The organism is Bradyrhizobium sp. HKCCYLRH3073 (assembly GCF_051167995.1).
GTDB lineage: Bacteria > Pseudomonadota > Alphaproteobacteria > Rhizobiales > Xanthobacteraceae > Bradyrhizobium.
Map to the genome: position 1 here is coordinate 242,161 of NZ_JBNPUD010000005.1, position 24,685 is coordinate 266,845.

The following is a 24,685-nucleotide window of genomic DNA, read 5'->3' on the forward strand; positions in this document are numbered from 1 at the left end:
GCAACCTGGATGGGTTGCCGCACCGATCCGAAAGCCGTCCGGCCGCTCAGCGATTTGATCGCAATCAATCTGGAACCCGGGCGTGCCGGCTATATCTTTCCCGTCAAGCGCGAGGGAGCGGATGCCGGCCGATCTCGTCGGATGACATTGGTCGCGCCCATGCCGTTGCAGACCTGATCCTCGCGTGAAGCAGGAGGATGATGTTATGGCTGAACCTACCAAGCTGCCCGTCAACACCGAGAAGGCAGGTGCGCCCTCCATGCAGGGATGGCGGCCGTTCGAGAACCTGCGCCGCGAGATCGATCGCGTGTTCGAGGACTTCCATGGCGGGATCTGGCGCACACCGTCGCTGTTCGACCAACTGCCGGGTCTGGCCCGCGCACGGTCCTTTGCCGTGGCGCCGGCGGTCGACGTCGCCGAGCACGACAATGCCTATGAGGTCACGGCTGAGTTGCCCGGCCTCGACGAGAAGAACGTCGAGGTGAAGGTTGCGAGCGGCGTGCTCTCGATCAAGGGCGAGAAGCAGGAGGACAAGGAGGAGAAGAAGAAGGACTATTACGTCCGTGAGCGCAGCTTCGGCTCGTTCGAACGCTCCTTCCAGATCCCCGACGGCGTCGACACCGACAAGATCGAGGCCGTGTTCAAGCAGGGGGTGCTCAAGGTCACCCTGCCGAAGAAACCCGAGGTACAGAAGGCCGCCAAGACCATCGACATCAAGGCGGCGTGACCGCATCCTGTGGCTTTCTGTCCCATGATCATGGGACAGACGATGGATCGGACGCCGAGGAAGGGCCGCGCGCGCGGCCCTTTTTTTCGCGGAGCTGCAGGGGTAATCTGCCTCCCAAGCAAACGGTCGGCGATGCCGGACCGTGGAACGACCGGAAGGGAGACGAGAGGATGGGCAAGCTCGCACTGGCGGCCAAGATCACGCATGTGCCGTCGATGTATCTCAGCGAGCTGGATGGTCCGGCCAAGGGCAAGCGACAGTCGGCGATCGACGGTCATATCGAGATCGGCCGGCGCTGCCGCGAGGCCGGCGTCGACACCATCGTCGTGTTCGACACCCATTGGCTGGTCAATGCCGGCTACCACATCAATTGCGCGCCGCATTTCGAAGGGCTCTACACCTCGAACGAGCTGCCGCACTTCATCGCCAACATGACCTATGAATACGATGGCAACCCGGAGCTGGGCCACATCCTCGCCGAGGGCGCCAACGCCCATGGTGTTGCCACCATGGCCCACGATGCGACGTCGCTGGCGCTGGAATACGGCACCTTGGTGCCGATGCGCTACATGAACCCCGACCGCCACTTCAAGGTCGTCTCCGTCTCGGCGCTGTGCACCTCGCATTATCTCGCCGACAGCGCCAAGCTCGGCTGGGCGTTCCGCCGCGCGGTCGAGGATCATTACGACGGCACGGTCGCCTTCTTCGCCTCGGGCTCGCTGAGCCACCGCTTCGCCCAGAACGGCACCGCCGACGAGTATCGCGACCGGATGTTCAGCCCGTTCCTGGAGCGGCTCGACCACGAGGTGATCCAGATGTGGGAGCACGGCGAGTGGCCGGATTTCTGCGACATGCTGCCGGAATATGCCAGCAAGGGCCATGGCGAGGGCTTCATGCACGATACGGCCATGCTGCTGGGCGCGCTCGGCTGGAACCACTACGACCGCGGCGTCGAGGTGGTGACGCCGTTCTTCCCATCATCGGGGACGGGCCAGATCAACGCGGTGTTTCCGGTCTCACCGATGCCGCAGGCGCTGGACGACGTCGGCCGGCCGCGCGCCGCCGCGCTCGCGGGCGGTCGGCTGTAGCGCCGCTCACCAGACCTCCGGATGCCGGAACATCTCGATGATGTCCTCCGGATAGACCTGATCGGCGGTCGCCGTGAGCCCGGCTGGTCGCCGCCATTTGCTCGGTGTTGAACCGCGGCGTCGGCGGCGCGACCAATGCGGGATGGACCGGAGGCCGGTGACCGCTCAATGCTGACGAGAATTCTGTTGCTGACCGCGATGCTCATCGTGCCGGGCATGGCGGCGGCGCAAGTGCCGCATCGCGAGGCCTGCAACGTCGAGGCCGACATCATCGACCGCGATCCGAACGGCGCCAATGTCCGCGCCGAGCCTGGCGGCAGCATCACCAAGGTTCTGAAAAATCCGACCAGCGACGGCTGGATCGTCGTGCATCTCACCGCGCAGCAGGGTGACTGGTTCGAGATCGACCGGGCCGTGCTGAACGACGTCGAGCAAGGCAAGGAGACCGTGATCTTTCAGGGCAGGGGCTTCCTGCATCGGAGCATCGTCGGCGCCGGCGGCCTGCAGAACGGCGCGGCCATCTACCGCGATCACGCCACATCGAGCGCGAAGCTCGACCCGCATGCGAGCGGTGACCAGGCGGTCGAGCTGCTCGGCTGCTTCGGCGACTTCGCCAGGATCCGCGTCAAGAAAGGCGTCGGCTGGACGCGGCAGCTCTGCACCAACATGGTGACGACCTGCTCGTGAGCGGCTGCGCCCTCTGATGCGATCCTTCAGGCCACGTGGCGTTGATGCGACAGCCGCTCGCGCTCGCACCGGCACTCGGCCGCGAATTGGCGCAGCCGCTCGATCGTCAGCGTGTCGGTGATGCTGCGCGCGAGCCGCTCGGCGCGTTCGATCTGGTCTTCGAGGTCCATCAGCTTGGTCATGTCCCGTCTCCCTGGCCAGACAATTTGAAGCAAATTGCATCGTTCCGGCCGGATGAGGATCGTGGTGAATGACGGGTTAATTCCGTGATCGGGCGCACCTTGGCGAGATCGTGAAGTCGAGGAGACGATGCGAGGCGGGGACCGGCAGGACAGCGTCGTCGACGCAGCGCAAGCGTCGCATTCAGCCTCGATCGCGGCGCCTCTGTTGTGATCGGGCGGGCCGTTCGCTAGCATGGACGCCTCACCGCGCCCAGGGAAGCGTTCCATGCCTCGCCGGAAAGTCGATTCCGACGAAACCATCGTCGTCGCTCCAGAGCTGCGCTCGCCCAAGGCCGCACAGCTCCTGACGAGGATGCTCTCCCTGGATCGCGAACTTGGCGCGAGGCAAGTGCTGGACGTCGATCAGTTGCTCGACCTGGCGCAAAGCCGCGTCGGCTCGGTGCCGCTGGGGACGCGCGGCGAACTGCATCTCGAAGGGATCAGGTGCCTGGCAGGCTCGATCGCACGCGATACCCACTATGACGATCTCGGCCGCTACATGGCGAGCCACTACATCTATGGCTGGCTCGAGCGGTACCTTCAGTTCGAGCAGGATGTGGCCGACTTCCCCGACATCGTCGACGTGCCCGTTGCAAAGCCTCTGTTTCTCGTCGGTTTCGGCCGGACCGGAAGCACGTTTCTGCATCATCTGCTGGCCCTCGATCCCCAGGCGCGGGCACCGCGGCTCTGGGAGTTGCAGGAGCCGTCGCCACCGCCTCGTCGGGAGACGTATGAGACGGATCCGCGGATCGACCGGCTTCGCGTGCACGCCGATTTTAGGTCGGCCGTGATGCCGGATCTGCACAAGATCCATGAGTTCGCCCCCGCGGCCCCCGAGGAGTGCCAGCTCATGATGTGGCACGGCCCGCAGCACATGATCCTCGGGCTGAGGTCACCGGACTATTGGCAATGGTTCCGAGGGGTGAGTCCGTCAGAGTTGGACATGCTGTACGCCGGCTACAGACGTCAGGTTCAGCACCTGCAACTGTTTCATCGCGGCGGGCACTGGGTCAGCAAGTCGCTGGCTCATGCGCAGTTCTTTCCGGTGCTGTTCAAGAGCTTTCCCGACGCACGGATCGTTCGGCTGCATCGGGATCCCTGCCAGATCATTCCGGCCCTCGCCAGCCTGATCGCGCAGATGCAGATCGCCTATACGCCGCGCCTCGATGCCCACGACCTCGGCCAGCGCATGCTCGAGCTGTTCGAGCAGTCGATGGCCCGGATGATGCAGGCCGACGAGGAGGCGAGATCCGGCCAATTCATCGATGTCCTGTTCGAGGATTTGACTCGCGACCCGATCGCGACCGTTCGCACCATCTATGCGAAGTTCGGCTACGATTTCACGGGCGAGTTCGAGACCCTCATGCGACGGCACTTGCAGGCGGAGTCCATCAGCCGCCGTTTCAAGCATGTCTACTCGCTCGAGCAATTCGGATTGTCGCGGGCGCAGGTGCTGGCCCGGTCGGAAGAGTATCTCGCATGGGTGGAACGGCGCACGGGCGCGAGGCTCTGCCGGCCCGGTCGGTCCTGATCCAATCAAAACAGGAAACGCTAGCGGATCGGCGCTTGCCGGCAATAGTCGCGCCAGAACGTCCGATATCCCTGTTCCACATGCTGCGTGTAGAGCGCGCCGTTTCCGGCCGCTGAATGCGAGACCCTGGCCGGCAGCTCGGCGCGGAGCGCGGCAAGCTCGGCAGGCCGCGAGCAGAATTTCAGCGCTGTCGCGAGATAGCTTTCGTCGTCATCGGCGACCCACGCGTCCAGGCCCACTGCCTTGGCGATCGCGCCGCCCGCGCGGGCGGCAGGGCCGCTGCCGAGCTTGGTGACCACAGGCACGCCCATCTGCAGCGATTCCCAGGTCGAGATGCCGCCATTCTGCGGGAACGGATCGAGCGAGATGTCGATCTCGGCGAACATCGCAAGATGCTCCTGGCGCGTCGTCTTTCCTGCAAAACGGACGCGGTCCGCGGTAATGCCGTGAGCGACGAAGCGTGCAACCAATCGGTCGCGCAGCAGGGGATCGCCCATCGAGTGGTTCTTGACGACGATGATCGAGCCGGGCGTTGCAGCCATCAGCTGCGACCAGAGTCTGAGAGCAGGTTCGGACATCTTGTCGATGCGATTGAACACGCCGAAGGTGACGTGGCCGTTACGAAGCATCGGCAGCGGCGATGGCGGAATGGGAGGCGGGGGTTCGATCGTGATCAGCGACGGCAGGTCGTAGATCTTTTCGGCGAACAGATGCCGGACCGCGGGTGGAATCGTCACCGGATCGGCCAGCAGATAATCCATGACGGGCAGGCCCGTCCCGGTGACGCTGCCGACGGCCGAGACCTGGACCGGGGCGGGCTTGCGCGCAAACATCGTGAGCCGGTGGCCGGCGGAATGCCCCGAGAGGTCGACGAGGATGTCGACCTTGTCGGCCTGGATCTGATCGGCGAGCTTGTCGTCGCCCCACAGCGAGGCGTCGACAAAGCGATCGACCAGCGAGCGGCACAGGTCGGTCTTGGCATCCTTCATCGGCGAACAGGAATAGGCGAGGATTTCGAACTTGTTGCGATCGTGATGGCGCAGGAGGGGCAGGAAGGCAAAGGCCGCTGAATGGTCGCGGAAATCGGACGAGACGTAGCCGACGACAAGCCGCCGGTCGGGGTCGATGTTTCGCACGCCGAGCGAGCGGCGCTCCAATCGCGAGCCGATCGCATCCCACCAATATCTCCGCGCTTCCTGAAGACGTTCCACCCCGGTGTCGGGCAGGAAATCCAGCGCGAAGATCTTCTTGGTGATCGCGTCCTCATGGTTCGGTCGGATCGCGAGCGCGCGGTCGTAATGTTCGATCGCCGTGGCGGTGTCGCCCTGCGCTGCAGCGCAGACGCCGAGCAGGGTCCAGGCGATCTCCGAGTCCGGGTTCTGTGCCAGCACCTTGTTGATAACGGAGATCGCGAGCGCGATATTGCCATGGACGAGAGTCACCGCGGCCTTGCCGCAAAGTGCTTCTTCCAGCAGCGGCTCGAGCGCGAGCGCGGCGTCGAAATCGGCTTCCGCCTGGTCGAACTTGCCCATCTCCTGATACGCCCGGCCGCGCTGGGCGAGCACGGCGGCAGCCTTCGGATTGATCGCCAGCGCCGCATCCAGCGCGGCCAGCGCGGAATCGAACTCCCGCAGGTTCATGCTGGCCACGCCCTTGCCGAACAGGGCCGTCAGCAACCGCGGCTGCAGCGCCAGCGCGCGATCGAAGTTCTGACCGGCCTCGTCGTTGCGGCTCGTGAACAGCAGCGCCATGCCGCGATTGGCGTAGGCCTCGGCATAGTCGGGCTTCAGGGCAATGGCGCGGTCATGCGCTGAGATCGCCTCCTCGAAACGGAAGAGGCTCATCAGCGCGTTGCCCAGATGCGTGAGCGCGGTCGGGAAGTTCGGCCTGAGCGCGATGGCGCGCTCGAAGCGGGCGCGAGCGTCCTCGTGGCGGCCGAGCCGGGACAGCGACAGGCCGAGATCAGACTGGGCGTCGGCCGAGCGCGGATCGATCTCGGTCGCGCGTGTCAGCACGCGCACCGACTGGTCGAAGCGGCCGCAGTCCCGCTCGGACACGCCGAGCAGATGCAGGGCGCCGAAATGGTGCGGCAGGTCCTGCAGGATCTGCTGGCACAGGGCCTGAGCCTCCGGATGCCGGCCCTCGCGGTAGGCCTTGACCGCTGCCGGCAGCAGCACGTCCGCCTGTTTCTTGGCCCGCTTTTGCAGCCTTGCGTTTTGGAAGGCGCGGGAGCCGACGCTGCTTTGCAAGTGTGTCCTCCACGGAACCGGTCCATTGCTCGCAATGGTTGTTCCGTTCTCGCCGATTCGCAATGAGCAGACGTTAACGCGCGGGACCGCGTGCCGAAGGGGCGGACGCCGCAGCGTGTCCCGCATGGGCATGCAATCTCGGGCGTAGGGCAAAACCGAGCCGGATGCTTCTCAGATCACAAGGACGAGGCGGTGGAGCTTCAAGCCGTCGCGGCGATGATCAAGCTGGCTGGGGAACCTGGATTCGAACCAAGACAAACAGAGTCAGAGTCTGTTGTGCTACCGTTACACCATTCCCCAACGGAATGCCCTGCAGTTTCAAGCAATTGCCGGACTGTTTGGCACCGTTCTGCGCGCCGGCCGGCAAAGCTCGGGCGGCGGCGACGCGTCCTTCTACCCGTATGTATCAGGCTTTGGCAAGCCGCTGGATGACGGATTTCCAACGTGCTCTGCCGCCCGTCGCGCCACGGGCTGGCCGGGTCTAGCGCTCGCCTCTCGCGGCCCGCGGCTTTCGCGGCGTGCCGTCCGGGCCGCCGCGCACCAGCAGGACCAGACAGGCGCCGAGCCGTTCCGCAATCTCGTCGTCGTCGATCGACAGCGGGCCGGGATCGTTGAGGATGGCGTTCACCAGGGTGCCGAGCACGACCTGGACGCCGAACGCGACCGTCTTTCGCGCGTCCGCTGTTCCCGACCGCGTGCGTGACGCCGCGCCGGCGCGCCCGCCCCCAGGCAGCAGCAGCGCCGCACGCTCCGACAGTGCCTGTGCCAGCTCCTTGAAGCCGCTCCAGTGGTTCGCGCCGCGCTCGCTGCGCACCAGCGCGGCGCGCAGCACGCCCTTGTGACGGCGCATCCACAGCACGGTGCCGCGCACCAGCAGGTGGCATTGCCGGTTCAGGTTGCCCGCGCGGGCGGGATCGGGCGGCTGGAGTCTCGAGAGCTGCTTCCGCCCGTCCGCCAGGGTGAGCGAGAGCAGGGCGTTGAAGTAGGCCTCCTTGCTGTCGAACCGGCTGTAGAAGGCGCCGACCGTTGCCCCGATATGCGCACAGAGGTCGCTGATCGACAGCTCCGCGAGGCCGCGCGTGTGCAGCAGCTCCGCGCCGGCCGTCAGCAGGGCAAGCGTCGTCTCGCGGCTGCGCTGCTGCCGCGACGGGGTGACGCCGGGCAGGTGGTCCGGCGCGATCCGCTGAGGCATGTCGCTGGCTCCCTCTAGAACAATAATCATAATTATGATTATGATCTGAGGCAAGCCTGGCCGTGCCGCCCCTGCCTGGGACGTCGCGGATCCCAGAGCCATCAGAACGATACAACTCGTGCGGGCTGCCAGGCGCGGCCGGGACGCGAGCAAGAGGGAGGACGAGGCATGAGCGAGCCCGCATTCGGTGGCACGATCGGCAGGACCATTGCAGGCTCCAGGCCGTGGTGGCCGGCGCCGCAGCAGCCGCCGAAGGGCGCGCCCAACATCCTGGTGGTGCTGTTCGACGATGTCGGCTTTTCCGATTTCGGCTGCTACGGCTCGCCCATCCGCACCCCCGCGATCGACGCGCTGGCCGCGCAGGGCCTGCGCTATTCGGGCTTCCACACCACCGCGATGTGTTCGACCACGCGGGCGGCGCTCCTCACCGGCCGCAACCATCATTCGGTCGGCGTCGGCTGCCTTGCCAATTTCGACTCGGGCTATCCCGGCTATCGCGGCAAGATCGCGCGCGAGGCAGGGACGCTGGCGGAGATGCTGCGCACCCATGCCTATCGCAACTACATGGTCGGCAAGTGGCACGTGACGCCCTTGACCGAGAGCGGCGCGACCGGGCCGTTCGACGGCTGGCCGCTGGGGCGCGGCTTCGACCGCTTCTACGGCTTCCTCGACGCCGAAACCGATCAATATGCGCCGGAGCTCGTGCTCGACAACACCCCTGTCAGTCCGCCCGGCAGCTACGCCGACGGCTATCACCTGACTGCCGATCTGGTCGATCAGACCATTCGCTTCATCGCCGACCACACCGCCGACCGACCGGAATTGCCGTGGCTGACCTGGCTCGCGCTCGGTGCCTGCCACGCGCCGCACCAGGCGCCCCGCGAGATCATCGAGAGCTACGACCCGGCCTTCGCTCATGGCTGGGACGCCGAGCGCGCGCAGCGGCTGGCGCGGCAGAAGGCGATGGGGCTGGTGCCGGAAAATACCGATCTGCCGCCGCGCAATGACGGCGTGAAGGCCTGGGACGCGCATTCCGACGACGAACGGCGCGTCTTCACCCGGCTGCAATCGGCCTTCGCCGGCATGCTCGATCATGCCGACCAGCACCTGGCGCGGCTGCTCGCCTTTCTCGACAAGACCGGCCAGCGCGACAACACGCTCGTGATCGTCATGTCCGACAATGGCGCCAGCCAGGAGGGCGGGCCGCTCGGCTTCGTCAACGCGATGGGACCATTCAACTTCAAGCCGGAGCCGGTCGCCGAGAAGCTCGCGCGGATCGACGACATCGGCGGGCCGGATACGCACTCGAACTTCCCGCATGGCTGGGCGATGGCGTCGAACACGCCGCTGCGCCGCTACAAGCAGAACACCCATGGCGGCGGCATCCGCGATCCCTTCATCGTCTCCTGGCCGCAGCGCATCGCGGCGCGCGGCGAAGTCCGCCACCAGTTCGTCCATGCCTGCGACCTCGTGCCGACCCTGCTCGACCTGATCGGCATCGATGCGCCGGCCACGATCGCGGGTGTGCCGCAGATGCCGCTCGAGGGCGTGAGCTTCGCCGCCTCCATCACCGATCCGTCCGCGCCGTCGAAGCCCGTGCCGCAATATTTCGAGATGTTCGGCCATCGCGGCCTCTGGCACGACGGTTGGAAGGCGGTGGCGTTTCACCCCACCGGTACGCCGTTCGACAACGACAAATGGGAGCTATTCCATCTGGCGCAGGATTTCTCCGAGACGCATAATCTCGCCGCCGCCGAGCCGGAGCGGCTCGCGGCACTGGTGAAGCTGTGGTGGGAGCAGGCGGAGGCGCACCAGGTGCTGCCGCTCGACGATCGCTTCGGCCCGCGCTTTGCCGAGAACGCCGCGCGTTTCCACGGTGCGCGTACGCGCTTCACGTTCCACGCCGGCATGGGCCATGTGCCGACCGACGTCGCCCCCGACGTGCGCAGCCGCGACTATCTGATCGAGGCCCATGTCGAGATCGATGCAGAGGGCGCATCCGGCGTACTGATCGCCCATGGCGATGCCACGTCAGGCTACAGCCTCTACGTCAAGGACGGCCATCTCGTGCACGATCTCAACATCGGCGGCCGCCACGAGATCGTCAGATCGGCCCGCCCGGTGCCGGCGGGATCGCATCGCCTGGGCGTGCGCGTCGAACGTCTGAGGCGGCAGACCGAGCCGGCCAAGGGCGCGCGCACCGGCATGAGCCAGTACACGTTGCTGATCGACGGCCAGGAGGCCGGCGCGCTGACGACGCAGCTGGCCTTTCACACGCTGATCTCATGGTCGGGGCTCGACATCGGCCACGACCGCGGCAGCCCGGTGTCGGACTACGCGGCGCCGTTCGCATTCACCGGACGGCTGTCGCACGTGACCGTGACGATGCAGAACGAGCAGAGCCTGGATGGCGAAAGCGTCGGCAACGCCGAGATGGCGCGACAATAGTCGACGTCCAGGGGAGCGGCGGATCGTTATTCCGCCGCTTCCTTCACGGCGCCGCCGGCAGCGGCCGCGTCGGGCTCGTGGTCGATATGCGCGCGGCCCCAGCGCGCGAAGGCGTTGTTGACCTTGTCGAGATAGAGATAGATCACCGGCGTGGTGAACAGCGTCAGCATCTGGCTGACGATCAGGCCGCCGACCATCGCATAGCCGAGCGGCTGGCGGATCTCCGAGCCGGTGCCGTTGCCGAGCATCAGGGGCACGCCGCCGAGCAGGGCCGCCATCGTCGTCATCATGATCGGACGGAAGCGCAGCAGGGCGGCCTGGCGGATCGACTGCTCCGGCGGCAGATGCTGGTCGCGTTCGGCGGCGATGGCGAAGTCGACCATCATGATGCCGTTCTTCTTCACGATGCCGATCAGCAGAATGACGCCGATCAGCGCAATCAGGCTGAAATCGTAGCCGAACGCCATCAGGATCGCGAGCGCGCCGACGCCGGCCGAGGGCAGCGTCGAGAGAATCGTGATCGGGTGGATGTAGCTCTCGTAGAGGATGCCGAGGATCAGATAGACCACGACGAGCGCGGCGAGGATCAAGAGCGGCACGGTCGACAGCGACTGCTGGAACGCCTGCGCGGTGCCCTGGAAGCTCGAGTTCAAGGTTGCCGGCGCGCCGAGCTCGACCATCGCGCGCTGCACCGCATCGGTGGCCTGGCCGAGCGCGACGCCCTGGGCGAGGTTGAAGCTGATCGTGATCGACGGGAACTGACCCTGGTGGCTGATCGACAGCGGCCGCACCGGCACGTTGGTCCAACTGGCGAAGGTCGAGAGCGGCACCTGGTCGCCGGTGGTCGGCGACTTCACGTAGAGCTTGTTGAGCGTGTCGATATTGCCCTGCAGCTCAGGCAGGATCTCCAGGATCACGCGGTAGGAGTTGAGCTGGGTGAAGTACTGCGCGACCTGACGCTGGCCGAACGCGTCATACAGCGTGTCGTCGATCAGCTGCGGCGAGATGCCGTACCGCGAGGCGGTGTCGCGGTTGATCGTGAGCTGCACGGTGGTGCCGTCGGCCTGCTGGTCGGTGGCGACGTCGCGCAGCTGCGGCAGCGAGCGCATCTTCTCCAGGATCTTCGGCGCCCACTCGTTGAGCTCGGCGAGATTGGAGTCCTGCAGCGTGAACTCGAACTGGGTTCGGGACGGCCGGCCGCCGAGGCGGACGTCCTGCGCGGCCTGCATGTAGAGCCGGGCTCCCTCGACCTTCTCCAGCTGCGGCCTCAGGCGTGCGATGATCTGCTGCGCCGATGCATCACGCTCGTCACGCGGCTTCAAGGTGATGAACAGATTGCCGGTATTGCCGGCGCGGCCGGAGCCGCCGATCGCCATTGCGACGCTGGCCACGCCCGGATCATCCTGCACGATCTTGGCCAGCGCCTCCTGGCGCGACTGCATCGCCTTGAAGGAGATGTCCTGCGACGCCTCCGACGCGGCGGTGATCAGGCCGTTGTCCTGCTGCGGGAAGAAACCCTTGGGGATCAGCACGAACAGGTAGATCGACAGGCCGAGCGTGGCGAAGAACACCATCAGCGTGGTGAAGCGCCAGCGCAGTGCGATGTCCAATCCCTTCTCGTAGGCCCTGAGCAGCGCCTCGAAGCCGCGCTCGCTCCACTGGTAGAATTTGCCATGAGCCTGGTGGCCGCCGCGCAGGAAACGCGAGGCCATCATCGGCGTCAACGTCAGCGAGACGAACATCGAGACGAAGATCGTCATCGCCAGCACGACCGCGAATTCGCGGAACAGGCGCCCGATGATGCCGCCCATCAGCAAGAGCGGGATCAGCACGGCGACCAGCGAGATCGAGATCGAGACAATGGTGAAGCCGATCTCCTTGGCCCCCTTGTAGGCGGCAGCCATCGGGGACTCGCCTTCCTCGACATAGCGAGAGATGTTCTCGAGCATGACGATGGCGTCGTCGACGACGAAGCCGACCGCGATCGTCAGCGCCATCAGCGAGAGGTTGTCGAGTGAATAGCCGACCCCCCACATCATCGCGCAGGCGCCGAGCAGGGCGAGCGGCACGGTGATCGTCGGGATCACCGTGGCCCAGAAGCTGCGCAGGAAGATGAAGATGACCATGACCACCAGAAAGATGGTCAGGAGCAGCGTGAACTGGACGTCTTCGACCGCGGCACGGATGGTCGTCGTGCGATCCGACATCAGCTCGACCTTGATGGCCGGCGGGATCGCCGCAACCAGGCGCGGCAGCGTCGCCTTGATCTTGTCGACGGTTTCGATGACGTTGGCGCCAGGCTGCTTGAAGACCACCAGGAACACGCCGCGCTTGCCGTTGGCCCAGGCGGCCTGCTTGGCATCCTCCGGTCCGGTCACCGCCCGGCCAATGTCACGGATGCGCAACGGACCGCCATTGCGGTAGGCGATGATGACGTCGTTCCAGTCCTTCGACTCGGTGAGCTGGTCATTGGCGTAAATGGTGTAGGCCCGACGCTCGCCGTCGATGTTGCCCTTCGGGCTGTCCACCGTGGTGATCGCGATCTGGCTGCGCACGTCCTCCATCGAGAGGCCCTTGGCGACCAGCTTGGCCGGGTCGATCTGGATACGGATCGACGGCTTCTGCTGGCCGCCGATGATCACCTGGGCAACACCCGAGATCTGGCTGATCTGCTGCGCGAGCTGCGCATCGACGGAGTCGGAGACCGTCGTCAGCGGCAGCGTCTCGGACGTGGCGGACAAAATCAGGATCGGCGCGTCCGCCGGGTTGACCTTGCGGTAGGTCGGCGGCGACGGCAGGGTCTTGGGCAACTGGCCCGAGGCGGCGTTGATGGCGCCCTGGACGTCGTTGGCGGCGCCGTCGATGTTGCGATTCAGGTCGAACTGGATCGTGACCGATGCAGTGCCCAGGTAACTGGTCGACGTCATCTGGGCGATGCCGGGAATCTGTGCGAATTGCCGCTCCAGCGGCTGGGCGACCGAGGTCGCCATGGTCTCAGGGCTGGCGCCCGGCAGATTGGCGGTCACCTGGATGGTCGGGAAGTCGACCTGCGGCAGCGGTGCGACCGGCAGCAGCGGGTAGGCAACTAGGCCAATGAACAGGATACCTGCCATCAGCAGCGAGGTGCCGATGGGGTATTTGATGAAGGGTGCCGAGATGCCGCCGCCGTTCATTCCTGCCGGACCTTAGCTGGCGCCGGCTCCGAGCTGGCCACCGCGGTGGTCACGACCGAGCCTGGCTGCACTTTGAATTGACCGCCGGTAATCACCTGCTGGCCGGGCGTCAGCCCTTCTTCGACGACGGTCCGGCCATCGAGCGAAACGCCGACCTTCACCTTGCGCAGCTCGGCCTTGTTGTCCGGGCTCACCGTGTAGGAATACAGCCCGCTGGTCGAATGCTGGACCGCGTCGTCAGGAACCACCGTGGCGTCCTTCAGCGTCCGCACCAGGAGCCGCGTCGAGACCGACTGTCCGGGCCACAGCACGTGGTCCTTGTTGTCGAACACCGCTTTCAGCCGGATCGTTCCGCTGGACGTGTCGACCTGGTTGTTCACGACCATCAGCTTGCCCTCGGCGAGCTGCTTCCTGCCGTCGGTGGTGAACGCGATCACCTTCAACGGGGCGGTCTTCTGCGCCTCGTTGATGTAGGGCAACTGCTCTTCCGGCGCGGTGAAGATCACCGCGATCGGTTCGATCTGCGCGATCGAGACGATGCCGGTCTGGCTCGAGGCGTTGACGATGTTGCCGATGTCGACCTGGCGGAGGCCGGCGACCCCGGAGATCGGCGCCTTGACCTGGGTGTAGCTGAGCTGGGTCTGGGCATTGGCGATCGCGGCGTCGTCGGCGGCGATCTGCGCCGTGAGCTGTGCGACGGTGGCGCGCTGGGTGTCCTGCTGCTGCCGGGTCGCGAACTCGCCGAGCTTGGTGGTGCGCTGCAGGTCGAGATTGGCGTTGTTGAGATTGGCCTCGTCCTGCGCCCGCTTGGCCTTGGCCTGGTCGAGCGCGGCCTGGAACGGCCTCGGGTCGATCTCGACCAGCAGGTCGCCTTCCTTGACGAGTTGGCCTTCGGTGAAGGCGATCTTGTCGATCTGGCCGTCGACGCGGGTGCGGACCTGGACGGTGTTGAAGCCTTGCACGGTCCCCAGGCCGGTGAGGAAGACCGGAAAGTCCGTCTTCTCGACCGGCACGGTCGAGACCCGAACCGCCTGCGGTCGGGCCGATTTCTGCTCAGCGGTCTTCTTCGCTGCCTCGGCGCCCTGATGACGCTGCCAGCCATAATAGCCGGCGCCGCCGAGAGCCGCGACAAGCAGGATCCAACCGAGGGTTCGTGATGTCTTCATGCTGGCCCACATGCTGAGACGAACAGGATAACCGGTCTTTAAAACCATTCCCAGCATGCCAGATATAGTACGCACGCAATTAATGTGTAAACACACGAGCGCGTGGACAAACCTAAACAATCGGCAAGCTTCGAGGGATCGCAAGGGAGTTCACAGCCATGTCGCTGGATATGAGACGGCAGCTCGTTACGCAGCTTGTCGAAAGCTCGCGCATCCTGCGCAACTATATTGATCATCGTGCCAAACAGCGCGGCACGACCCGCGCCCAATGGGTGGTGCTGTTTCGGCTGCGCGCGCATGAGGGGATGTCACAGGTCGATCTCGCAGAAGTGCTGGAACTGCAGCCGATTTCACTGGTGCGTCTGCTCGACAGGCTGGTGGAGCAGGGGTTGCTGGAGCGCAGGCACGATCCGAGGGATCGCCGCGCGAACCGTCTCCATCTCACCGCCGCGGGACGAGAGCTCGTCGATGATCTCGACGAGCTGCGCGATGCGATCGCCGGCGACGTTCTGCACGACATTCCGGACGAGGCCGTCGCCACCAGCCTGTCGACGCTCAGGGACCTGAAGGATCGGATCAAGACGCTGTCCGATCCGAAAGCCGAGGTGGCGCTCAAATAGCCGAGGCGCAGCGCAGACCGGTCTCATCTTGAGTTGTGTCGTATCGTAAAACATCTTGAGTGCGAAAAGCCGCGGACAAGCTTGGCCTTGCCGCGCAGCGTGGCCTGCGCGAGAGCAGGGCGGTCTGTGGCGATCCTCTGCCGCCATCGTTGGGCAGCGCGCCGCTCCGGACCATTCGCGGGCCGCGCGGGTCTCTCGTGCGAACGCCGCACTCCGACCTATTCTCGCCGTCTTGTCGCGCCCGATGGGAGCTGATTAGAAGCCGATGAGTCCGGCCGCCGTCATGGCGCCGTCGGGCAGCGGCAGGATTCAACCGGAGCGAGGCCGCGTCGTCCGACGATGCGCCGTGCGACGATAGCGAATGGGGAGCTCACGATGGAAGAACTGAATGGAAAGATGCTCGCGTGCCAGATCCTGGTCACTGGTCTGATCGCACGCGTCGCCAACGAGCAGCGCGATCCGTTGCGCTTCCTGACCGATTTTCGCGATGAGATCAGGGCCGTCGTCAAGGGCGTGCGGATCGCCGGCATCGACGATTCCGATCGCGTGCGCCAGATCGCGGTGCAGACCGTGGACGAGCTGTTCTCGCTGATGAAGCCGCCGAGCAGCGACGGGCCGGCTGGCTCGTCGAACTGACCTGCGCCGGAGTGACGTGCGACGCAGTGGTGATTCGACGGCAGCGCGAGGCGAATCGCGCTGTTTAGAACGATTTCAAGTTCCGCACGTTGTTAGTTGCGCGTTTTTAGAATTGTTTTGATCTGGAACTATTCAAGGCCAAATTAGGGCTCCTCAAATTGACCCCCTGAAACGCGCCCGATACCAACGACACATCGTCGCACTGCGAATGATCCGCGTAAGCGATGTGGAATGAAAATCTGGGGCGCGTGAAAATAAATGGGACAGGTGAGAGCACCGCGGTCGCTGCGTGGAGCCGCAGCGATGAAGTTCAATGACGGACGAGGAGAGGGGCCCTCCGTCACCAAGGTGTCGGCGGTGGCCGGGCTGATGGCGGTGGCGTCGATGTCGTCGGCCGAGGCGCAGCCGGCATCCGACCTGCCGCCCGTCAACGTCGATGCGCCGATCGCGCGGGCCAAGCCGACGTCCTCCAAGCCGACCGCCGAGCAGGTCCGCGCGCGCAATGCCCTGCGCCGCGCGGCGGCCCGCCAACAGGCGGCGCAGCAGGCCGCGGTGGCGTTCCCGAACGCAGGCGGCCTGTCCGCGCCGGACGCCAACCCCTACGCGGACGCCGCCGAGCCCTACAAGGTCAACCGCGTGCAGGCGTCCGGCAAGTTTCCCGAGCCGCTGCTGAACACGCCCAAGACCATCACGGTGATGAGCAAGGAGGTGCTTGCCGACAAGCACGTCACGGCGCTCAAGGAAATCGGCCGCTCGACCGCCGGCGTCACGCTCGGCTCGGGCGAGGGCGGCAATGCATTCGGCGACCGCTTCTTCATCCGCGGCTTCGATGCCCGCAACGACGTGTTCATCGACGGCATCCGCGATCCCGCGGTATCGATCCGCGAGAACTTCTTCACCGAGCAGATCGAGATCCTGCGCGGCCCCGCGTCGTCCTATGCAGGGCGCGGCACGGCCGGCGGTGCCATCAACATCGTCACCAAGCAGGCCGGCGACACCAACTTCAAGCGGATGGATACCGAGTTCGGCACCGATCAGCAGAAGCGCGTCACGCTCGACGTCAACCAGGTGATCTCGCCGACCGTCTCGGTGCGCACCGGCGGTCTGTTCCAGGACTCCAACGTCGCCGGGCGCAATTTCGTCACCGACGACCGCTGGGGCGCCTTTCTCTCGACCAAGTGGACGCCGATCGACGATCTCAAAATCACGACCAACTACGTTCACACCGATCTGTCCGGCTATCCCGATTTCGGCGTGCCCTACTACAAGCAGGGCAACGTGCCGGTGACCTCGGCCGGCATTCCGCGCGGCACCTGGTATGGCTTCCTCAATCGCGACTTCCAGACCGCGCGGCAGGATTTTGGCACCGCCGCGGCCGAGTACAAGGTCAACGAGGCCATCACGCTCAGCAGCAAGTTCCGCGGCGAGCACTCGCTGCTCAACTATATCGGCACGCTGCCGCAGAATCCGAACACGACCAACGCGAATCCGCTGCTCTGGACCACCACGGCCAGTGCGCAGAGCCGCTATCAGACCGTGGACGTCTGGGCCAACCAGAACGACGCCACGTTCAAGCTCGATACCGGCGGCGTCAAGCACACCGCCGTGCTCGGCACCGAGTTCTCGAACGAGAACATCTCGATCGACCGCTACACCGGACTGTCATCGGAGCTGTTCGGCGGCGGCTCGACCAGTAACGGCGCCGTCACCGGCGTCAACGTTTACTCGCCGCAATATACCTACATTCCGTTCAGCAACACACCGTCGCTGTCCGGCAACCCGACGCGCTACGGCGTCAACACCAACAGCGTCTACGCGATGGATACCGCCAATTGGCGGGACATCATCATCCTGAACGGCGGGGTGCGCTATGACGGCTACAACATGAGCTCGTCGACCAATTCGCCGAAATACCTCAAGATGAACGCCGACCTGGTCAACTACAATGTCGGCCTGGTCTACAAGCCGATGCCGATCGGCAGCATCTACGCGGCCTATGCGACCTCGGCCAATCCGTTCGGCTCCGAGCTCGACGCCACCGGTACCGACTACGGCGGCGTGCCCGCCAACACCGCAGTCCTGCTCGGACCCGAGCGCAACAAGGCGGCCGAGCTCGGCACCAAATGGGAGCTGGTCGATCGCCATCTGCTGGTCTCAGCTGCGCTGTTCCAGACAACCAAGGACAATGCCCGCGAGACCGTCGGCGGCCTGCTCACCTCGGGCGCGGCCTACCGCATCCAGGGCATCGACATCGAGGCGGAAGGCAAGCTTACCGATCGCTGGAGCATCTTCGGCGGCCTGGTGCTGATGCAGTCGAAGGTCACGCAGAGCGGCGTCGCCTCCAACATCGGCCTGCAGCTCGCCAATATCGCCCACCAGTCGTTCAGCATGCTGTCGAAGTACAAGCTCGACAATGGCTGGGAGATCGGCGGGCAGGCGGTCTACCGCTCCAAGGTGTATGGCGGCACCTTCGCGGCCAACACCGGCAACGAGCTGCCGAGCTACTGGCGCTTCGACGCCTTCGTCGAGAAGCAGCTCGACAAGAACTGGACGATGAAGCTCTACGCGCAGAACCTGACCAACAAGCTGTACTACGACACGCTGTATCGGAGCGCGGTGCCGTTCGTCGCCGTGGCGCCGGGGCGCGCCTTCTACATCGTCACCACTGCGAAGTTTTGATCATGCTGATCTGCATCCCGGACGTTCTGTCGAAAGACGAGGTGGCCGACTTCCGCCGCATCATGGATGCGGCGGATTGGGAGGACGGCCGCTCGACGGCCGGGGCGCAGTCGGCCATGGTCAAGCGCAACGAGCAATTGCCGCCCAGCGGCGAGGCGGCGCGGGTGCTGGGCCAGCGCATCATCACGGCGCTGACGAAAAATCCGCGCTTCCTGTCGGCGGCGATCCCGCTGCAGATCTTTCCGCCCTTGTTCAACCGCTACACCGCCGCGCGGGGCGACCATTTCGGCATCCATGTCGACAATGCCGTGCGTGGCGATCCCTTGACAGGCCTGCGCATCCGCACCGATCTGTCGATGACCTTGTTCCTGGCCGAGCCCGACAGCTATGACGGTGGCGAGCTTGTGATCGAGGACACCTACGGCTCACACGAAGTCAAGTTGCCCGCGGGGCAGGCGGTGCTGTATCCGTCATCGAGCCTTCACATGGTCACGCCGGTCACGCGCGGCGCCCGGGTCGCCTCTTTTTTCTGGATGCAGAGCATGATACGGGATGCCCACGTCCGGAGCATGATCTTCGATCTGGACACGGCGATCCAGAGCTTGGCGGAACGCCTCGGGAGGGACGATCCCGATGCTGTCAAGCTGACCGGCATCTATCACAATCTGATCCGGCAGTGGGCCGAGGTCTAATGGGCCGAGATATGATGACATCGTTCCTCGTTAGGTTTGCAATCGTCCTGTCATGTCTGTCTGTTGCTGCGGGGCTACCTGCACATGCGCAGCAGGAGCCGGCCAGGTCCGCGCCGGCGGTCTCGACCGATCTCTCCGCGCCGGCACCGGGCACAGCGCAGACGATGGCTCCTCCTGCGTCGGGCCAGACGGCCGCAACGACCGCTGCGCCGGCGGGCAGTGAGAGCGCCACCCGAGCTGGCAAGTCGGTGAGCACCGGGCTCGACGAGCTGTCACCGCTCGGCATGTTTCTCAAGGCCGACATCGTCGTCAAAGCGGTCATGATCATGCTGGCGCTGGCCTCGGTCGCGAGCTGGACGATCCTGATCGCCAAGAGCCTCGAATTTTCCGTCCTGCGTCGCCGGCTGGTCGGGGCGTTGCGCAAATTGTCCGCGGCGAAGTCGCTGGCCGAGGCCCAGCTCGCGCTCGGACAGAGCAAGAACGTCGCGACCGTGCTGCTGCAGGCTGCGATCGCCGAGGCGCGGCTCTCGGCCGGGCTCGGCAGTGACGAGGGCATCAAGGAGCGCGCGGCCTCGAGCTTCACCGAGATCGTCCGCGCCGAAGCGCGCCGCGTCCGCACTGGCATGGGCCTGCTCGCCACCGTCGGCGCGATCTCGCCGTTCGTCGGGCTGTTCGGCACCGTCTGGGGCATCATGAACAGCTTCATCGGCATTTCCAAATCGCAGACCACCAACCTCGCGGTGGTCGCGCCGGGCATCGCGGAAGCGCTGCTGGCGACCGCGATCGGTCTCGCTGCCGCGATCCCGGCGGTCATCATCTACAACCACTTCTCGCGGGTCACGAAGGGCTATCTCGAGCTCGTCAACCGCGCCTCCGGCACCACCGGACGATTGCTGTCGCGCGATCTCGATCGCAGCCATGGCGGTCTTCACGTCCGGGCGGCGGAGTAGCAGGCGATGGCCGTCTCGCTCTCCGAAGGCGATCTCGACGACGATTTCGACGAGACCCACGACATCAACGTGACGCCGTTCATCGACGTCATCCTGGTGCTCTTGATCATCTTCATGGTGGCCGCGCCGCTCTCGACCGTCGACCTTCCGATCGATCTGCCGTCGTCGACGGCGACGCCGCAGAAGAAGCCGGACAAGCCGACCTACGTCTCGATCAAGCCCGACCTCACGCTGGCGATCGGCGAGAGCCCCGTGAAGCGGGTCGACCTGCTGTCCGAGCTGAACAGGGTGATGGCCGATCACGCCGCGGACGACCGAACCGTGTTCCTGCGCGGCGACCGCGCGGCGCCCTATGGCGAGGTCATGGAGGTCCTGGAGCTGCTGCGCAGTGCCGGCTATAAATTCAAGCTGGTGGCGCTGGAGCGCGTGCCTAGCGCGGCGGGTGACGCCGCCGCGGCGCCGGCCCCACAACCCTGAGCGGCCGTTCTGAGATGAGTGACCTCGAGACCGGACTTTCGACTTCGCGGGTCGCCTGGTTCGCGGCCGCAATGGTGGCCGTCGCGCTCCATGTCGGGGGCGTCGCGGTGGCGCTGACCACGGCCCATGGCGACGATGACGGCGGCGGGCTCGGCACCGCCGCTGACGTCATCGATGTCGAGCTGGCCGCACCGAAGGTCGAGGAGAACGATCTGCCCAACGGCGTCGATTCCGTCGCGGAGACGGCTTCGGTCGCGACCCCGGAGCAGAAGGCCGAGACCGAGCAGGCGGATCTGCAGAAGGGTGTTCCAACCACCACGGAGGAGGCCGACCAGCGGGTCTCGCCCACCGAGGTCAAGAAGCCGACGGAGGAGGAGAAGGTCGCCGCCGTCGAGACGAACGCCTCCGAGGCGCACGACTCGGCCATCGACAGCTCGCGGAAGACGCTCGATGCGAAGGTGCCCGACGCCGAGCGGGTCAAGGCGCCCGATCCGACCGGCATGGGCAAGGACCGGGATCCGCAGACGACGAACTGGCAGCGCAAGCTCAGCCTGATCGTGAAGAAGAACCAGAAATATCCGGCCGGCAAGACGCAAGGCGGCAGCGTGCGGGTGTCGTTCAAGCTGAACCGCCGCGGCAACGTGATCTCTGTCGACGTGATCCAATCGTCCGGAGATCCGGACTACGACCGCGAGGCCGTGGCGATGGTCCGCCGCTCCGACCCGTTCCCCAAGCCGCCGGCGCAAGTCTCCGACGACGAGATCCCCTTCAACATCGTCGTCAAGTTCCCGGCGACCAAGACCTGACGTCAGGACGAGCGGCCGACCGCGAGCGTCACTGCCAATACAGTCTGATCCCGACATAGACCACGCAGAGCGCGGCGAAGATCAGCCCGACCGGCAGCTTGCGCGGAGCGGTCGTCCCGCTTTGCGCCGCCTTCGGCTTCGGCGGCAGCTTGCGGAAGGCGGTGACATTGTCGGTCACCGGCTCAGCTGTGACCGGCTTGACCTCGGGCGGGGCGCCGCCGCCGCCCATCTCGGCATAATAGGCCTTGTACATCTCGCGGATGGTGGCCTCGGTCGCCTCGTCCTCCGGCATGTCGCCAAGGCGGGCCTTGTAGCTGGCCAGGAATTCCTGCGCCGCCGGCGGCAGGCCGGAGGCGCCGTTCAGCTTGGCGATCATCTTCCAGGTCGCGAAATCGGCACGGGCGCGGGTGTCGGCGCGGCGTGCGATCATCATGTCGGCGGCTTTGACCAAGAGTGCCTCGGGGCTCGTTCGTTACCATCCCTGACGGGTAGATCTAGGCATTACCCGTCAATAGCAGAAGCAGCTGCTTCAGAGAATCGGTCGTGGCGCGGAGCAGCCCCGACACAAGATCAAGATTGAGACCGAACTGGGAACCCGCCAGCGGCAGGAGGATCAGGCATCCGATCAGAATCAGCATGCCGTACGGCTCGAGCCGGGCCAGCGGCCGCGCCAGCACCGCCGGCAGGACACCGACCGCGACCCGGCCCCCGTCGAGCGGCGGTATCGGGAGCATGTTGAACACGGCGAGCAGAATGTTGAACGAGAAAATATTCCATAGATTGCTCGCCACCCACCGCGCGGCCTCAGGTGGAACCAGCGGAAGGGCGTGGAACGCCAGTCCCGCCGCCAGCGCGAGCGCGATGTTGGTGGCGGGTCCCGCCAGCGCCACCATCACCATGCCGGCGCGGAGCGGCTGCAGATTGCGAAAATCGACCGGCACCGGCTTGGCGTAGCCGAACAGGAACGGCGAGCCGGACAGCAGCAGCATGCCCGGCAGCAGAATCGTGCCGAACGGATCGATGTGCCGGACCGGGTTGAAGCTGACGCGACCGAGTCGCAACGCGGTCTCGTCGCCGAACCGCCAGGCGACGAAGGCGTGAGCAGCCTCATGAAAGGTGATGGCGATGATGATCGGCAGGATCCAGACGGAAATGCCGTAGAGCGAGATGTTCAAGGATCGGGTTTCCGGACGCGTTGTGCCCTACATAGGCACGATGGTTCCTTGATGCTACGCGGGATTTTCCGGAAATTGCGGCAGTCCGTCGCTGAGCTGCACCCAATCGATCTTTTCCGAGACCCAGATGTGCTCGGTCGGGGCAAAGGCGTTGCGGTCGTCGAAGCAGGCCAGGGCCACGCCGACCACCGGGCGCGTGGTGCGCCATGAGAACAGCCTGACTCCGCAGCGCGGGCAGAACATGCGGTCGAGCGCGTCGGAGGAGGGGAAGCGCGCGGTTTCGCCGGTGATCGTCAAAGCGTCGTGCGAGAACAGCGCGCGGGCGAAGAACGGCGCGCCCGTCGCCCGCTGGCAGTTGCGGCAATGGCAGACGCGCACATTGATCGGCTCGCCCGTGCATTGGAAGCGCACCGCGCCGCAGAAGCAGCCGCCGTGGTGGGTCATCAGGCAAGCTCCATGGATCGGGACATCCGTATCGCCAGCGAGACGAAGGTGGGCCCATCGCCGTCTGCGTTGGCACCTTTGCTCGCCCCGCCGCAAACTAATAGGTCGCGCGGCCGCCGGAAATGTCGAACACGGCGCCGGTCGAGAACGAACACTCCTCCGAGGCCAGCCACGACACCAGCGCGGCGAGCTCTTCCACCAGCACGAAGCGGCCCTTCGGGATCTTCGACAGCATGAAGTTGATGTGCGCGTCCGTCATCTGGTCGAAGATCGCGGTCTTCGCCGCCGCCGGCGTCACCGCATTCACCGTGATGTTGTGCTGCGCCAGTTCCTTGCCGAGCGACTTGGTCAGCGCGATCAGGCCGGCTTTGGACGCCGAGTAGTGCGCGGCATTCGGGTTGCCCTCCTTGCCGGCGATCGAGGCGATGTTGACGACGCGGCCATAGCCCTGCTTCAGCATCACCGGCACGATCGCCTTGGCGCAGATGAAGGGACCGTCGAGATTGATGCGCAGCACCTTGCGCCACTCATCGAGATCGGTCTCCCACACCGTCTTGTTGATGCCGGCGATGCCGGCATTGTTGACCAGGATGTCGATGCTGCCGAACGCGGCCAGCGTCGCGTCACGCGCGCCTTCGACCGCTTTGGTGTCGGTGACGTCGACCTGCAGCGCCAGCACCTCCGGACCGATCTCCTGCGCGGTCTTCTCCGCCAGCGCGATGTCGTGATCCCAGATCGCGACCTTGGCCCCGGAGGCCTTGAAGCGCTCGGTGACGGCGCGGCCAAAGCCCTGCGCGCCGCCGGTGACGACGGCGCAGCGGTTGGCGAGATCGATGTGGTTCATGAAGAAAGACTCCTCTTTCGACCCTCATGGTGAGGAGCGCGCAGCGCGTCTCGAACCATGAGGCCCCTGACATCCGGGCCTCATCCTTCGAGACGCCGCTGCGCGGCTCCTCAGGATGAGGAGAAGCTACAGTGTCCAGCCGCCGTCGATGGTGTGCGCGACGCCGGTCGTGAACGCGCTCTCGTCGCTGGCGAGATAGACCGCGAGATGGGCGATCTCCTCCGCCGTGCCGAGCCGGCCCATCGGTTGGCGCGAGATGAACATCTCGAGCCCGTTCGGGCCGGCCGAGGCCGCCCGTCCGAGCATCGAGGGCGTTTCGATCGTGCCGGGGCAGATGCAGTTGCAGCGGATTTTCTTGCCGACGAAATCGGCTGCGACCGAGCGCGTCAGCGCCGCCACCGCCGCCTTGGTCGCGCCGTAGACGTAGCGGTTCGGTGCCGCCTTGAACACGCCGGCGGCGGAGGCGATGTTGACGATGGCGCCGCCGCCCTGATCGAGCATGTCAGGCAGGAAGGCGCGGATCGTGCGATGCATCGACTTGACGTTCAGGTCGAACGAGAGATCCCAGTCGTCGTCGGAGCAGTCGAGGATGGTGCCGTTGTGCACGAAGCCGGCAGCGTTGAGCAGGATCTCGACCTTGCCGACGCGATCGGCCATCGCGTTCACGGCCGCGGTGTTGCGCACGTCGAGCGTCGCGACCTCGGCAATGCCTTCGCTCTTCAGCGTGCTCAGGCCGTTCTCATCGATATCGGTGGCGAACACGGTCGCGCCCTGACGCGCGAAAGCGATCGCGCAGGCGCGGCCGATGCCGGCTGCGGCGGCGGTGACAAAGGCGCGCTTGCCCTTGAGGCGGTCGGACATGGGGTCTCCCTTGGGATGC

General features: G+C 65.5%; 22 protein-coding genes and 1 tRNA gene. 12 read left to right on the top strand and 11 right to left on the bottom strand.

Annotated features, from left to right (window positions below; all coding sequences use genetic code 11):
* The first annotated feature begins 205 nt into the window (after positions 1–205).
* From ACQR1X_RS14900 to ACQR1X_RS14910, 3 genes are all read left to right on the top strand, one after another.
* Positions 206–727: an Hsp20/alpha crystallin family protein gene (locus tag ACQR1X_RS14900; RefSeq protein ID WP_315714485.1), complete on the top strand. Its 522-nt coding sequence runs from the start codon at positions 206–208 to the stop codon at positions 725–727.
* A gap of 170 nt (positions 728–897) precedes the next feature.
* Positions 898–1,815 carry a 3,4-dihydroxyphenylacetate 2,3-dioxygenase gene (hpaD, locus tag ACQR1X_RS14905; protein WP_315827378.1) on the top strand — a complete coding sequence of 306 codons (918 nt, stop codon included), beginning with the start codon at positions 898–900 and terminating at the stop codon, positions 1,813–1,815.
* A gap of 168 nt (positions 1,816–1,983) precedes the next feature.
* Complete coding sequence (locus ACQR1X_RS14910) at positions 1,984–2,502, top strand: hypothetical protein (protein WP_434846591.1); 519 nt, start codon at positions 1,984–1,986, stop codon at positions 2,500–2,502.
* 26 nt (positions 2,503–2,528) lie between these two features.
* Here the strand turns inward: ACQR1X_RS14910 and ACQR1X_RS14915 are convergent, their stop codons facing one another.
* The gene (locus ACQR1X_RS14915) at positions 2,529–2,684 is read right to left on the bottom strand and encodes a hypothetical protein (RefSeq protein ID WP_434899097.1); all 156 of its coding nucleotides are present in this window, start codon (positions 2,682–2,684) and stop codon (positions 2,529–2,531) included.
* Positions 2,685–2,916: 232 nt separating this feature from the next.
* Here ACQR1X_RS14915 and ACQR1X_RS14920 point away from each other — a divergent pair, with 232 nt between their 5' ends.
* Positions 2,917–4,254: a sulfotransferase family protein gene (locus ACQR1X_RS14920; protein ID WP_316237842.1), complete on the top strand. Its 1,338-nt coding sequence runs from the start codon at positions 2,917–2,919 to the stop codon at positions 4,252–4,254.
* 20 nt (positions 4,255–4,274) lie between these two features.
* On the opposite strand, the gene ACQR1X_RS14925 is transcribed toward ACQR1X_RS14920, so the two are convergent.
* The 3 genes from ACQR1X_RS14925 to ACQR1X_RS14935 all read right to left on the bottom strand — a co-directional run bounded on the left by ACQR1X_RS14925 (position 4,275) and on the right by ACQR1X_RS14935 (position 7,695).
* Positions 4,275–6,503 (bottom strand): tetratricopeptide repeat protein, encoded by a 2,229-nt coding sequence (locus tag ACQR1X_RS14925; RefSeq protein WP_434899098.1) that lies wholly within the window; start codon positions 6,501–6,503, stop codon positions 4,275–4,277.
* A 226-nt stretch (positions 6,504–6,729) separates the two neighbouring features.
* A tRNA-Gln gene (locus ACQR1X_RS14930) sits at positions 6,730–6,803 on the bottom strand.
* 181 nt (positions 6,804–6,984) lie between these two features.
* Entirely contained in the window at positions 6,985–7,695 is a 711-nt protein-coding gene (locus ACQR1X_RS14935) for a TetR/AcrR family transcriptional regulator (RefSeq protein ID WP_434899099.1), read from the bottom strand.
* A gap of 168 nt (positions 7,696–7,863) precedes the next feature.
* Between ACQR1X_RS14935 and ACQR1X_RS14940 the strand changes: the two genes are divergently transcribed.
* Positions 7,864–10,143 carry a sulfatase-like hydrolase/transferase gene (locus ACQR1X_RS14940; RefSeq protein ID WP_434899100.1) on the top strand — a complete coding sequence of 760 codons (2,280 nt, stop codon included), beginning with the start codon at positions 7,864–7,866 and terminating at the stop codon, positions 10,141–10,143.
* Positions 10,144–10,169: 26 nt separating this feature from the next.
* Here the strand turns inward: ACQR1X_RS14940 and ACQR1X_RS14945 are convergent, their stop codons facing one another.
* Positions 10,170–13,316 carry a multidrug efflux RND transporter permease subunit gene (locus ACQR1X_RS14945; RefSeq protein ID WP_434899101.1) on the bottom strand — a complete coding sequence of 1,049 codons (3,147 nt, stop codon included), beginning with the start codon at positions 13,314–13,316 and terminating at the stop codon, positions 10,170–10,172.
* Positions 13,313–14,494 (bottom strand): efflux RND transporter periplasmic adaptor subunit, encoded by a 1,182-nt coding sequence (locus tag ACQR1X_RS14950; RefSeq protein WP_409997941.1) that lies wholly within the window; start codon positions 14,492–14,494, stop codon positions 13,313–13,315. Before ACQR1X_RS14950 ends, ACQR1X_RS14945 begins: the two co-directional genes overlap by 4 nt.
* Before the next feature lie 146 nt (positions 14,495–14,640).
* Here ACQR1X_RS14950 and ACQR1X_RS14955 point away from each other — a divergent pair, with 146 nt between their 5' ends.
* The 7 genes from ACQR1X_RS14955 to ACQR1X_RS14985 all read left to right on the top strand — a co-directional run bounded on the left by ACQR1X_RS14955 (position 14,641) and on the right by ACQR1X_RS14985 (position 21,342).
* Positions 14,641–15,102, top strand: a complete 462-nt coding sequence (locus ACQR1X_RS14955; RefSeq protein ID WP_315803121.1) for a MarR family winged helix-turn-helix transcriptional regulator — start codon at positions 14,641–14,643, stop codon at positions 15,100–15,102.
* A 375-nt stretch (positions 15,103–15,477) separates the two neighbouring features.
* Positions 15,478–15,738: a hypothetical protein gene (locus tag ACQR1X_RS14960; RefSeq protein ID WP_316180739.1), complete on the top strand. Its 261-nt coding sequence runs from the start codon at positions 15,478–15,480 to the stop codon at positions 15,736–15,738.
* Between the two features lie 258 nt (positions 15,739–15,996).
* The gene (locus ACQR1X_RS14965; RefSeq protein ID WP_434899102.1) at positions 15,997–18,417 is read left to right on the top strand and encodes a TonB-dependent receptor; all 2,421 of its coding nucleotides are present in this window, start codon (positions 15,997–15,999) and stop codon (positions 18,415–18,417) included.
* 2 nt (positions 18,418–18,419) lie between these two features.
* The gene (locus ACQR1X_RS14970) at positions 18,420–19,109 is read left to right on the top strand and encodes a Fe2+-dependent dioxygenase (RefSeq protein ID WP_434899103.1); all 690 of its coding nucleotides are present in this window, start codon (positions 18,420–18,422) and stop codon (positions 19,107–19,109) included.
* An 11-nt stretch (positions 19,110–19,120) separates the two neighbouring features.
* The gene (gene exbB / locus ACQR1X_RS14975) at positions 19,121–20,059 is read left to right on the top strand and encodes a tonB-system energizer ExbB (RefSeq protein ID WP_434884395.1); all 939 of its coding nucleotides are present in this window, start codon (positions 19,121–19,123) and stop codon (positions 20,057–20,059) included.
* Between the two features lie 6 nt (positions 20,060–20,065).
* A complete protein-coding gene (locus ACQR1X_RS14980) occupies positions 20,066–20,536 on the top strand; it encodes a biopolymer transporter ExbD (protein ID WP_434899104.1) in 471 nt (156 codons plus the stop codon).
* Positions 20,537–20,550: 14 nt separating this feature from the next.
* Complete coding sequence (locus tag ACQR1X_RS14985) at positions 20,551–21,342, top strand: energy transducer TonB family protein (protein WP_316237833.1); 792 nt, start codon at positions 20,551–20,553, stop codon at positions 21,340–21,342.
* 28 nt (positions 21,343–21,370) lie between these two features.
* On the opposite strand, the gene ACQR1X_RS14990 is transcribed toward ACQR1X_RS14985, so the two are convergent.
* The 5 genes from ACQR1X_RS14990 to ACQR1X_RS15010 form a co-directional block, all read right to left on the bottom strand.
* Positions 21,371–21,775: a hypothetical protein gene (locus ACQR1X_RS14990; protein ID WP_316180740.1), complete on the bottom strand. Its 405-nt coding sequence runs from the start codon at positions 21,773–21,775 to the stop codon at positions 21,371–21,373.
* Between the two features lie 61 nt (positions 21,776–21,836).
* Positions 21,837–22,517, bottom strand: a complete 681-nt coding sequence (locus tag ACQR1X_RS14995) for a site-2 protease family protein (RefSeq protein ID WP_316216295.1) — start codon at positions 22,515–22,517, stop codon at positions 21,837–21,839.
* A gap of 54 nt (positions 22,518–22,571) precedes the next feature.
* Positions 22,572–22,961, bottom strand: coding sequence for a GFA family protein (locus ACQR1X_RS15000; protein WP_316180720.1), 390 nt, complete (start codon positions 22,959–22,961; stop codon positions 22,572–22,574).
* Positions 22,962–23,058: 97 nt separating this feature from the next.
* Positions 23,059–23,805 carry an SDR family NAD(P)-dependent oxidoreductase gene (locus ACQR1X_RS15005; RefSeq protein ID WP_434846583.1) on the bottom strand — a complete coding sequence of 249 codons (747 nt, stop codon included), beginning with the start codon at positions 23,803–23,805 and terminating at the stop codon, positions 23,059–23,061.
* A gap of 126 nt (positions 23,806–23,931) precedes the next feature.
* Complete coding sequence (locus tag ACQR1X_RS15010; protein ID WP_434899105.1) at positions 23,932–24,666, bottom strand: SDR family oxidoreductase; 735 nt, start codon at positions 24,664–24,666, stop codon at positions 23,932–23,934.
* Positions 24,667–24,685: the final 19 nt, after the last annotated feature.